Origin of the sequence: Neisseria sp. HMSC070F02 (genome assembly GCF_001814225.1) — a bacterium.
Taxonomy (GTDB): Bacteria; Pseudomonadota; Gammaproteobacteria; order Burkholderiales; family Neisseriaceae; genus Neisseria; species Neisseria meningitidis.
In genome coordinates this window covers 1-10,717 of the sequence record NZ_KV815429.1, presented here as the reverse complement: position 1 = coordinate 10,717, position 10,717 = coordinate 1, and the positions used below count along the sequence as shown (strand labels likewise).

The following is a 10,717-nucleotide window of genomic DNA, read 5'->3' as shown; positions in this document are numbered from 1 at the left end:
ATTTTTTCGGTTAGGAAGAGACCTATCCTATTGAGTATATTGAAGCCAGGTACGCTGTACTGGTTTAAATTTAATCCACTATAAAAACAACCATCCCGATTTTTGCAGAATATACGGAAAACAAAACAAATACCGTCTGAAACCACATTCCGACAATCGGCAGGGTTTCAGACGGCATCTGATAATTTCAATTACTCGGTTGCGGCAACGACGGCAACGGTAATTTTAGCAACGGCATCAGTGTGCAAAGCCACTTCCACTTCGTACTCGCCAACGGCTTTCAGAGGACCGTTCGGCAGACGTACATTTGCTTTCACGGCTTCGATGCCGGCAGCAACGATTGCAGCAGCAATGTCGGCATTGGTAACGGAACCGAACAGGCGGCCGTCCACACCGGCTTTTTGAGCAACGGTAACGGTTTGACCGTCCAATTTTTCCTGACGGACTCGGGCATCTGCCAAAATTTCAGCCTGTTTGGCTTCCAATTCGGCACGGCGTGCTTCAAACTCTTTCATATTCGCTTCGGTCGCACGTTTTGCCTTACCTGCGGGAATTAGAAAGTTGCGGGCGTAGCCGTTTTTAACGGTTACGATGTCGCCCAAGTTGCCCAGACCGCCGATTTTTTCTAACAGAATAATTTGCATGATTCAATCTCCAAAATTATTTGTGTTGGTCGGTGTAAGGCAGCAGAGCCAGGAAGCGTGCGCGTTTTACGGCAACAGCCAATTGGCGTTGGTAGAATGCCTTCGTCCCTGTAATGCGTGCAGGAATGATTTTACCGTTTTCAGAGATAAAGTCTTTCAGCAAATCAACTTGTTTGTAATCGACTTCTTGGATTTTTTCAGCCGTGAAACGGCAGAATTTTCTACGTTTGAATGATTGACGAGCCATTGTCGTTTAACCTTTATATTCTTGAATATTTTGTATCCTGAGCATCGGCATAAGGGAACGTCTGCTTTTTTGAGCTAAAAAACCTTCGACGTGAACATATACACCTTGCCGATGCTGCCACTCTTCCGCCTGCCTGCCTAAAATCCGTGCCGGAATTTCCAATTGGACAAGGCATTGCTGCCCGTTTTCCTCCTGCCACGATTCGTGCTTTAAAATAATATCTAAAACAGGGATTCCGGCAGGCGTATATCGAATAGGGAAAACCTTTTCAATTAACGCGGCAAGCGAAACAAGATTATTGAATCCCAATTATTGGGCGACCGCTTCTTCAGACGCACCGCTCAACAGGTTCTTAGCCTTTTCACCACCCAACATAGGGGATGCTTCGGTAACGGCGTGTTTGGTTTTGATGGTTAGATGGCGCAATACGGCATCATTGAAGCGGAATGCGGTTTCCAGCTCTTCAACCACTTCGGGAGTGGTTTCGATGTTCATCAAAACGTAATGGGCTTTATGGATTTTGTTAATCGGGTAAGCCAGTTGGCGGCGACCCCAATCTTCCAAACGGTGAATCTTACCGTTTGCTTCAGCAATCATGGTTTTGTAACGTTCAACCATAGCGGGCACTTGCTCGCTTTGATCAGGATGAACGATAAACACGATCTCGTAATGACGCATGTTATCTCCTTATGGATGGTAAAAACAGCCTTCTGCCATGCGAAAGCAGAAGGCAAGGTTCAAAGAACGGGCATTATATTGGGGTTTGCCGACGGAATCAAGGATTTGGTGCGAAAAACTTGCATTCCGCCGAAAATTTCGGTTTCAGACGGCATTCAAATGTTTTGGCTGCCCAGCCAGCGTTCCGCGTCCAAAGCCGCCTGACAGCCGGAAGCCGCGCTGGTAATTGCCTGACGGTAGGTATGGTCTTTTACGTCGCCCGCCGCCCATACGCCTTCGATATTGGTTGCGCCGACATTGTCCGCCGTGCCGCCTTTGGTTTTCAGGTAACCGGCTTCGTCCATTTCCAACTGACCTTTGAAAATATCGGTATTCGGCTTGTGCCCGATGGCGATAAAGATGCCGCTGACGGCAATTTGTTGCTCAGAACCGTCGTTGTTTTTTAATAATGCGCCGTTTACGCCCCGATCGTCGCCCAGTACTTCTTGCAGATTGCTTTCCAGCTTGAGGATGATTTTGCCCTCTTCCACGCGTTTCATCAGTTTGTCAATCATGATTTTTTCGGCACGGAACTCGCTGCGGCGGTGAATCAGCGTAACGGTTTTGGCGATATTGGCAAGGTAGAGTGCTTCCTCAACTGCCGTATTGCCGCCGCCAACTACGGCAACATCTTGGTTTTTGTAGAAGAAACCGTCGCAGGTGGCACAAGCGGAAACGCCTTTTCCTGCAAACGCTTCCTCACTCGGCAAACCGAGGTATTTGGCGGACGCGCCTGTTGCGACAATCAGGGCATCGCAAGTGTACTCGCCCATATCGCCTTTGAGTGTAAACGGGCGTTTTTGCAGATCGACGGCGTTGATTTGGTCAAAAATGATTTCCGTTCCGAAACGTTCGGCGTGGGCGAGAAACCGCGCCATCAATTCCGGCCCTTGCACGCCGTCGGCATCGGCAGGCCAGTTGTCCACTTCGGTGGTGGTCATCAGTTGCCCGCCTTGCGCGATACCTGTAATAATGACGGGGTTTAAATTGGCGCGCGCGGCATAGACGGCGGCGGTGTATCCGGCGGGGCCGGAACCCAAAATAATCAGTTTGCGGTGTTGGGACATTGTTTTTCCTTTGCTGTGTCAAGTTTTCGGATTCTACTCGAATTATCGGCGCGTTTGAGAAATTTCGACCATACCGGCGCTCAGACGGCATCCCGCAGCCTTAACTGCCGTCTGAATATCAAAGCAGGAATCACGCTTATGCAACAAAAAATCCGTTTCCAAATCGAAGGCATGACCTGCCAGGCCTGCGCTTCGCGCATTGAAAAAGTGTTGAACAAAAAAGATTTTGTCGAATCGGCGGGGGTAAACTTCGCCAGCGAAGAGGCGCAGGTAGTGTTTGACGACAGCAAAACCTCAGTAGCCGACATTGCCAAAATCATTGAGAAAACCGGTTACGGCGCGAAGGAAAAAACGGAAGATACATTGCCGCAACCCGAAGCAGAACACCATATCGGCTGGCGGCTGTGGCTGCTGTTCACCATCAACGTCCCGTTCCTTATCGGCATGGCGGGGATGATGATCGGCAGACACGATTGGATGATTCCGCCGTTGTGGCAGTTCGCATTGGCGAGTGTGGTGCAACTTTGGCTGGCGGTGCCATTTTACAAAAGCGCGTGGGCGAGCATTAAAGGCGGGCTGGCGAATATGGACGTACTCGTTACCATCGGCACGGTCTCGATTTACCTGTATTCCGTTTATATGCTGTTTTTCAGCCCGCACACGGCGCACGGTATGGCGCACGTGTATTTTGAAGCGGGCGTGATGGTGATTGGTTTTGTGTCGCTGGGCAAATTTTTGGAACACCGCACAAAAAAATCCAGCCTGAACAGCTTGGGCCTGCTTTTGAAACTTACACCGACCCAAGTGAACGTGCAACGCGATGGCGAATGGAAACAGCTTCCCATCGACCAAGTACAAATCGGCGACCTTATCCGCGCCAACCACGGTGAACGCATTGCAGCCGACGGCATTATCGAAAGCGGCAGCGGCTGGGCGGATGAGAGCCATCTTACCGGCGAATCCAACCCTGAAGAGAAAAAGGCAGGCGGCAAAGTGTTGGCAGGTGCACTGATGACCGAAGGCAGCGTGGTTTACCGCGCCACCCAACTCGGCAGCCAAACCCTGCTCGGCGATATGATGAACGCGCTATCCGAAGCGCAAGGCAGCAAAGCACCGATTGCGCGCATGGCGGACAAGGCGGCGGCGGTGTTCGTGCCAACTGTCGTGGGCATTGCGCTGTTGACTTTTATTGTTACTTGGCTGATTAAAAGCGATTGGACGGTTGCGCTGATGCACGCCGTTGCCGTTTTGGTGATTGCCTGCCCGTGCGCGCTCGGTCTGGCGACGCCCGCCGCGATTATGGTCGGCATGGGCAAGGCGGTGAAACACGGTATTTGGTTTAAAGACGCGGCAGCAATGGAAGAAGCCGCCCACGTCGATGCCGTCGTGTTGGACAAAACCGGCACGCTGACCGAAGGCAGGCCGCAGGTTGCCGCCGTTTATTGCGTTCCCGACAGCGGCTTTGATGAAAATGCTTTGTACCGCATCGCCGCCGCCGTCGAACAAAACGCCGCCCATCCGCTTGCCCGAGCCATCGTTTCCGCCACCCAAGTGCGCGGTTTGGAGATTCCTACCGCACAAAACGCGCAAACCGTTGTCGGCGCAGGCATTACTGCCGAAGTGGAAGGCGCGGGATTGGTGAAAGCAGGCAAAGCCGAATTTGCCGAACTGACCTTGCCGAAATTTTCAGACGGCGTTTGGGACATTGCAAGCATTGTTGCAGTCTCAGTCGATAACAAACCTATCGGTGCATTCGCACTTGCTGACGCATTGAAAGCCGATACCGCCGAAGCCATAGGCCGTCTGAAAAAACACAATATCGATGTCTATATTATGAGCGGCGACAACCAAGGTACGGTCGAATATGTCGCCAAACAACTGGGCATCGCACACGCCTTCGGCAACATGAGTCCGCGCGACAAAGCCGCCGAAGTACAGAAACTCAAAGCCGCCGGCAAAACCGTGGCGATGGTCGGCGACGGCATCAACGACGCGCCCGCACTCGCCGCCGCCAACGTCAGCTTCGCGATGAAAGGCGGCGCAGACGTTGCCGAACACACCGCATCCGCCACGCTGATGCAACATTCGGTCAACCAACTCGCCGATGCCCTATCGGTATCGCGGGCGACGTTGAGAAACATCAAGCAAAACCTGTTTTTCGCCTTCTTCTACAATATTTTGGGCATTCCGCTTGCCGCGCTCGGTTTTTTAAACCCTGTCATCGCAGGCGCGGCAATGGCGGCAAGCTCGGTTTCCGTGTTGAGCAACGCCTTGCGCCTGAAACGGGTAAAAATCGATTAGCAGCATGTAACCGCCCTGCAGCCTTGTCCGAACGGATAAGGCTGCCTCCAGCGATATGGTAATATGCCGTCTGAAGCCGTTTTTCAAATGATTGATATGAATACAGAAAACCGTTCTCCGGAACAATTCGACATCCCGCTCTTCCTCAAAAACCTGCCCAAGCTGCCGGGCGTGTACCGTTTTTTTGACGAAGGCGGCAAAGTCTTATACGTCGGCAAAGCGGTCAACCTCAAGCGGCGCGTGTCCGGCTATTTCCAAAAAAACGACCATTCGCCGCGCATCGCATTGATGGTAAAACAGGTGCATCATATCGAAACCACCATCACGCGTTCCGAAGCCGAAGCACTGATTCTCGAAAACAACTTCATTAAAGCTCTGTCGCCGAAATACAATATTCTTTTCCGCGATGACAAAAGCTATCCTTATTTGATGCTCAGTGGCCATCAATATCCGCAAATGGCGTATTACCGCGGCACACTGAAAAAGCCAAATCAATATTTCGGCCCGTATCCCAACAGCAACGCCGTGCGCGACAGTATTCAAGTGTTGCAAAAAGTCTTTATGCTGCGTACCTGCGAAGACAGTGTATTCGAGCACCGCGACCGTCCTTGTCTGCTTTACCAAATCAAACGCTGTACCGCACCTTGTGTCGGTCATATCAGCGAAGAAGATTATCACGACAGCGTGCGTGAAGCAGCAACTTTCCTCAATGGCAAAACCGACGAACTGACGCGTACCCTGCAACACAAAATGCAAACCGCCGCCGCTAATCTGCAATTTGAAGAAGCCGCCCGCTACCGCGACCAAATCCAAGCACTCGGCATTATGCAGAGCAACCAGTTCATCGACAGCAAAAACCCGAACAACCCCAACGACATCGACCTGCTCGCGCTCGCCGTTTCAGACGGCCTCGTCTGCGTACACTGGGTCAGCATACGCGGCGGACGGCATGTAGGCGATAAAAGCTTTTTCCCCGACACCAAAAACGATCCCGAGCCAAACGGACAAGATTACGCCGAAGCCTTCGTCGCCCAACATTATTTGGGCAAAAGCAAACCCGACATCATTATTAGCAACTTTTCCGTTCCCGATGCGCTGAAAGAGGCTTTGGAAGGCGAACACGGCAAGCAGATGCAATTTGTCACCAAAACCATAGGCGAACGCAAAGTCTGGTTGAAAATGGCGGAACAAAACGCACAAATGGCGATTGCACAACGCCGCCTGCAACAAAGCAGCCAGCAACACCGCATTGATGAACTGGCAAAAATCCTCGGCATGGATTCAGACGGCCTCAACCGCCTTGAATGTTTCGACATCAGCCACACACAAGGCGAAGCCACTATTGCGTCCTGCGTTGTGTACGATGAGCAAAACATCCAGCCTTCGCAATACCGCCGCTACAACATCACGACCGCCAAACCCGGCGACGACTACGCCGCCATGCGCGAAGTGTTGACGCGCCGTTACGGCAAAATGCAGGAGGCCGAAGCCAACGGCGAGACCGTCAAATGGCCGGATGCCGTGTTGATTGACGGCGGCAAAGGGCAAATCGGCGTAGCCGTATCGGTATGGGAAGAACTCGGGCTGCACATCCCTTTGGTCGGCATTGCCAAAGGCCCGGAGCGCAAAGCCGGTATGGAGGAGCTCATACTGCCTTTTACCGGCGAAGTCTTCCGCCTGCCGCCCAACAGCCCGGCCTTGCATCTATTGCAAACCGTACGCGATGAATCGCACCGTTTCGCCATTACCGGTCACCGCAAAAAACGCGACAAAGCCCGCGTTACCTCCTCCTTAAGCGACATCCCCGGCGTAGGCAGCAAACGCCGCCAAGCCCTGCTCACCCGCTTCGGCGGTCTGCGCGGCGTGATTGCCGCCAGCCGCGAGGACTTGGAAAAAGTGGAAGGCATCAGCAAGGCATTGGCGGAAACGATTTACAATCATCTGCATTAGCATGCTGTCAAAGACAAAATCCGTCTGTAAAAAATATGATACAGCAGGTCGGTATACCGATATATAGTGGATTAAATTTAAACCAGTACGGCGTTGCCTCGCCCTAGCTCGAAGAGAACGATTCTCTAAAGGTGCTAAGCACCAAGTGAATCGGTTCCGTACTATCTGTACTGTCTGCGGCTTCGGTCGCCTTGTCCTGATTTTTGTTAATCCACTATAAACCTAACTTCATAACACAATAACGATGATTCGACAAAACGGAAAACGATCTGATATGAACAATCCCGACTTACCCTATCGGCAGGCCTTAGAACGCCTGTCTCAAAAACAATATAACTTTACCGAAGTCCGCCGACTGCTGACAGAAGCGGCCTCGGCAGGTCATCCCGCCGCCGCATTCGAGTTGGCAAAACACCTGATGGACGCGGACAGCCCCTACCAAGACCGCGAACAAGGTATGGAAATGCTCCGCATCGCCGCCGAACAGGGACATCCCTACGCGCGTTACAATCTGGCATATATCCAAGAATTAGAAGGCGCGCGCCCGGAAACCCTGATACCGCTTTACAGACCGTTGGCAGAGGAAGGACTGCCCGAAGCACAAGTCCGCCTGATGTACCTTCTGTATGCGTCCCGACATTTTGAAGAAGCCCTGAAATGGGCAAAAACGACCGCAAAAAACAACAACCCCCACGGACAATATCTGCTTGCCCAATACTGCCAGTACGGTACGCCACCGGATTTTGAAACGGCACACCTTCTCTACCGCGAGGCTGCAGCACAAGGCTTGGCGGCGGCACAATGGCAGCTCGGCCTTCAATACCGTTTCGGACAAGGTACACCAACCGACACGACCCAAGCTATCAATCATTTGCGCGCCGCCGCACAACAAGGATACATTCCCGCCTACACCCCGCTTGCCGAGCTCATCCTACCTACGGCTCCCGATGAAGCCGTTTACCAGTTTCAACAGGCGGCACAGGAAAATGACCCCGATGCCCATGCCGCACTTGCCGACATCTACCTGCAAGGCAAGCATCCGGAAAGAAACTACAAACTTGCCCTGCATCACGCCGAAGCAGCCGCCGCCGAACGCCATCCCGAAGGTTTGCGGATACTGGGCGACATCTGCCGCTACGGTTTGGGCATAGCCCCCGATACGGAAAAAGCCCGGCATTATTACCGGCAGGCAGCCGAAGCCGGCAGCCTTACCGCCTATCAGAAACTCATATCCGACAGTGCGTTAAACCATCCCGAGCAATATGGTGGCATCAAAGATTCCGCCATTAGGCGGCAAAGGGCAGAACAGCTTTATCAAAAAGCCCAAGCCCTGCATTACGGATTACAATGCGCGCCCGAATACGCGGCGGCGCTCAAACTCTACACAGAAGCCGCAGAACTCGGACACAGCAAAGCCCAAACCAATCTGGGCAGCATGTATTACTTCGGACAGGGTATGACCGCCGACTACAATGAAGCACGCAAATGGTTTGAAAAAGCCGCCGCGCAAAAAGACAGCATGGCACTTTATAACCTCGCCTGCATCCATTACAACGGACACGGCGTCGAGCCGGACAAAGAAAAAGCCTGCCGCTACCTGCAAGAAGCCATAAACAACGGATACGGGCAAAAAAGCTTTCTGCAAGAACTGTTGCAACAGTGGCAAAATGCCGTCTGAACACTGGTACATTTACCCCGCAAAAACGAAACAGGTATAATCGCCCCTTTCCCTTCCCGCCGTCCGAACAGGCATTTCACATTCAGACGGCATCCTGATTGCACAAGCGCACGAAAGCATTATGACAGACACCGCCGAAAACCAAACACAAAACAACTGGCAAGCCGAACATCCCCGCAGCATCCGCAGCTTCGTCCTCCGCCAAAGCCATATGACCGCCGCGCAGCAACGCGCCATCGATACCTTATGGGACAGCTTCGGCATCGACTACCAAGCAACACCGGCCGATCTCGATGCCCGTTTCGGAAGCAGCCGCCCCAAAATTCTCGAAATAGGCTTCGGTATGGGGACGGCAACCGCAGAAATCGCCCGCCGCCTGCCCGAAACCGACTTCCTCGCCATCGACGTACACGGTCCCGGCGTAGGCAACCTGCTCAAACTCATCAACGAAAACCATTTGGAAAACATCCGCGTGATGCGGCACGATGCCGTAGAAGTCGTCGAAAATATGCTGCAAGACGGCTCGCTCGACGGCATCCACATATTCTTCCCCGACCCGTGGCACAAAAAACGCCACCACAAACGCCGTCTGATACAAGCCCCCTTCATCGCCAAACTGCTGCCCAAACTCAAAACCGGCGGCTATATCCACCTGGCGACAGACTGGGAAGAATATGCACAGCAGATGCTTGAAGTCCTCAGTAGCTTCGACAGCCTGCAAAATACGGCGGCAGACTACGCCCCCACCCCGGACTACCGCCCCGAAACCAAATTCGAAGCGCGCGGCAAACGCCTCGGGCACGGCGTTTGGGACTTGGTATTCAAACGGATCGGATAACAGACCGCCGGATAAAAAAATGCCGTCTGAAGCACGTTTGCTTACAGACGGCATTTTTTCAAGATAAAGCAGCGAGTGATGTTTCGATATAAAGTTCAAAGCAATGGTGCGAACAGCAAAACGCGTGTGTACCGCACGCATCCTTGTAGGTTTTAACCTGCACATCGGTTTTAAAGTTTGTGCCGCCCGCAGGTAGTATGTGATAGCTACGCACGCGGTTGGTGTGATGTAGGCTACGGCTTGCTGGTTACAACCGTAAAAAAGTAAGTGCCGCCATTGCGGTAAAACGACGGTATTTCATAGTATTATGTTCGGAATGATTTTGTAGGTCGGATTCTCGAATCCGACATTTTGGGCATTGCTGCAATGGATTGCAACAACGAGAATGTTAAAGGTTTGTTGGATACAAGTATCCGACCTACAGTTGCTGCCTTTCGGAGATAAACGCGTGGGCAACAAGTGCCCACCCTACGCTTGCTGCCGTTTATTGGTTGCAACCGTAAAAAAGTAAGTGCCGTCATTGCGGTAAAAACGACGTTATTTCATAGTGTTATGCTCGGAATGATTTTGTAGGTCGGATTTTCGAATCCGACATTTCGGACATAGCTGCAATGGATTGCAACGACGGGAATGTTGAAGGTTTTGTCGGATACAAGTATCCGACCTACGCTTGTTGATTTCTATTTAAGATATTCTGGATTATTGATTTCGCTACGAGATAATAAGGAATAAAACGAATGATGTCATTATTTGCCCTAACAGCAATTCCAACCCACTCACTGTGTCCATCTATCATTCTCATCACAATTCCACCACTAACACCATTACAATCAAATGAAACATTTTTATCTTCTTTTTCAACAAAAAAGCCTATATCGTCTTTTTTACATTTACCAGCATATATATGCACTTGATGCGATACTTTTTTAATCTCACCATCATCAGTATAATCTATTTCATTATCTGAAAAAGGGAACCCGCATACTAAAAGAATTTCATTTTCTATTGGTTTTTTTCTGAAAACAAATAATTACTCCAATATTCGATATCAAAATCCAAATACCCACATGGTATAAGTTCATTTTCTCCAATAATCTCAATAGGGATAAATTCCTCATCAAGCATTAAATCATCATCAATTTTTGAACTACAAAACTCTTTTGTAATTTGCTCAGGATTAGGAAAAAGTACATAATTAGCTACATTAGATTCAGATATAGTTTTGGGATCTATTTCAAGATATGGCGGATTCGCATTTGAAGTGCAACTTTCCCT

Annotated in this window: 11 protein-coding genes and 1 pseudogene; 4 read left to right on the top strand and 8 right to left on the bottom strand. The window is 51.0% G+C overall.

Going from position 1 to position 10,717, the window contains the following annotated elements:
• Positions 1–70: 70 nt before the first annotated feature.
• The 6 genes from HMPREF2959_RS05605 to trxB all read right to left on the bottom strand — a co-directional run bounded on the left by HMPREF2959_RS05605 (position 71) and on the right by trxB (position 2,675).
• Positions 71–178, bottom strand: a complete 108-nt coding sequence (locus tag HMPREF2959_RS05605) for a hypothetical protein (protein ID WP_019273865.1) — start codon at positions 176–178, stop codon at positions 71–73.
• A 13-nt stretch (positions 179–191) separates the two neighbouring features.
• Positions 192–644, bottom strand: a complete 453-nt coding sequence (rplI, locus tag HMPREF2959_RS05600) for a 50S ribosomal protein L9 (RefSeq protein WP_002213307.1) — start codon at positions 642–644, stop codon at positions 192–194.
• A 16-nt stretch (positions 645–660) separates the two neighbouring features.
• The gene (gene rpsR, locus HMPREF2959_RS05595) at positions 661–891 is read right to left on the bottom strand and encodes a 30S ribosomal protein S18 (protein WP_002213306.1); all 231 of its coding nucleotides are present in this window, start codon (positions 889–891) and stop codon (positions 661–663) included.
• A gap of 6 nt (positions 892–897) precedes the next feature.
• Positions 898–1,200: a primosomal replication protein N gene (gene priB, locus HMPREF2959_RS05590; protein WP_025461272.1), complete on the bottom strand. Its 303-nt coding sequence runs from the start codon at positions 1,198–1,200 to the stop codon at positions 898–900.
• Complete coding sequence (gene rpsF / locus HMPREF2959_RS05585) at positions 1,201–1,569, bottom strand: 30S ribosomal protein S6 (RefSeq protein WP_002213302.1); 369 nt, start codon at positions 1,567–1,569, stop codon at positions 1,201–1,203.
• A gap of 155 nt (positions 1,570–1,724) precedes the next feature.
• Positions 1,725–2,675 carry a thioredoxin-disulfide reductase gene (gene trxB / locus HMPREF2959_RS05580; protein ID WP_002213296.1) on the bottom strand — a complete coding sequence of 317 codons (951 nt, stop codon included), beginning with the start codon at positions 2,673–2,675 and terminating at the stop codon, positions 1,725–1,727.
• A gap of 138 nt (positions 2,676–2,813) precedes the next feature.
• On the opposite strand from trxB, the gene HMPREF2959_RS05575 reads away from it, so the two are divergent.
• The 4 genes from HMPREF2959_RS05575 (at position 2,814) to trmB (ending at position 9,442) form a co-directional block, all read left to right on the top strand.
• Complete coding sequence (locus HMPREF2959_RS05575; RefSeq protein WP_002243585.1) at positions 2,814–4,976, top strand: heavy metal translocating P-type ATPase; 2,163 nt, start codon at positions 2,814–2,816, stop codon at positions 4,974–4,976.
• A 63-nt stretch (positions 4,977–5,039) separates the two neighbouring features.
• Positions 5,040–6,926, top strand: coding sequence for an excinuclease ABC subunit UvrC (gene uvrC / locus HMPREF2959_RS05570; protein WP_002229553.1), 1,887 nt, complete (start codon positions 5,040–5,042; stop codon positions 6,924–6,926).
• Positions 6,927–7,200: 274 nt separating this feature from the next.
• Positions 7,201–8,604 carry a tetratricopeptide repeat protein gene (locus HMPREF2959_RS05565; RefSeq protein ID WP_002243586.1) on the top strand — a complete coding sequence of 468 codons (1,404 nt, stop codon included), beginning with the start codon at positions 7,201–7,203 and terminating at the stop codon, positions 8,602–8,604.
• A 121-nt stretch (positions 8,605–8,725) separates the two neighbouring features.
• Positions 8,726–9,442 carry a tRNA (guanosine(46)-N7)-methyltransferase TrmB gene (gene trmB, locus HMPREF2959_RS05560; protein ID WP_002243587.1) on the top strand — a complete coding sequence of 239 codons (717 nt, stop codon included), beginning with the start codon at positions 8,726–8,728 and terminating at the stop codon, positions 9,440–9,442.
• 664 nt (positions 9,443–10,106) lie between these two features.
• Here the strand turns inward: trmB and HMPREF2959_RS13230 are convergent.
• Both HMPREF2959_RS13230 and HMPREF2959_RS13225 read right to left on the bottom strand, forming a co-directional pair.
• Positions 10,107–10,352 carry a hypothetical protein gene (locus HMPREF2959_RS13230; protein ID WP_143726455.1) on the bottom strand — a complete coding sequence of 82 codons (246 nt, stop codon included), beginning with the start codon at positions 10,350–10,352 and terminating at the stop codon, positions 10,107–10,109.
• 92 nt (positions 10,353–10,444) lie between these two features.
• Positions 10,445–10,717: pseudogene (locus HMPREF2959_RS13225) on the bottom strand (hypothetical protein); the annotation flags it as partial.

What these genes read in the sequence shown, in the direction of transcription:
- HMPREF2959_RS05605 (WP_019273865.1), bottom strand. Translation starts at nt 178, where the DNA reads ATGCCGTCTGAAACCCTGCCGATTGTCGGAATGTGGTTTCAGACGGTA.
- rplI (WP_002213307.1), bottom strand. Translation starts at nt 644, where the DNA reads ATGCAAATTATTCTGTTAGAAAAAATCGGCGGTCTGGGCAACTTGGGC.
- rpsR (WP_002213306.1), bottom strand. Translation starts at nt 891, where the DNA reads ATGGCTCGTCAATCATTCAAACGTAGAAAATTCTGCCGTTTCACGGCT.
- rpsF (WP_002213302.1), bottom strand. Translation starts at nt 1,569, where the DNA reads ATGCGTCATTACGAGATCGTGTTTATCGTTCATCCTGATCAAAGCGAG.
- trxB (WP_002213296.1), bottom strand. Translation starts at nt 2,675, where the DNA reads ATGTCCCAACACCGCAAACTGATTATTTTGGGTTCCGGCCCCGCCGGA.
- HMPREF2959_RS05575 (WP_002243585.1), top strand. Translation starts at nt 2,814, where the DNA reads ATGCAACAAAAAATCCGTTTCCAAATCGAAGGCATGACCTGCCAGGCC.
- uvrC (WP_002229553.1), top strand. Translation starts at nt 5,040, where the DNA reads ATGCCGTCTGAAGCCGTTTTTCAAATGATTGATATGAATACAGAAAAC.
- HMPREF2959_RS05565 (WP_002243586.1), top strand. Translation starts at nt 7,201, where the DNA reads ATGAACAATCCCGACTTACCCTATCGGCAGGCCTTAGAACGCCTGTCT.
- trmB (WP_002243587.1), top strand. Translation starts at nt 8,726, where the DNA reads ATGACAGACACCGCCGAAAACCAAACACAAAACAACTGGCAAGCCGAA.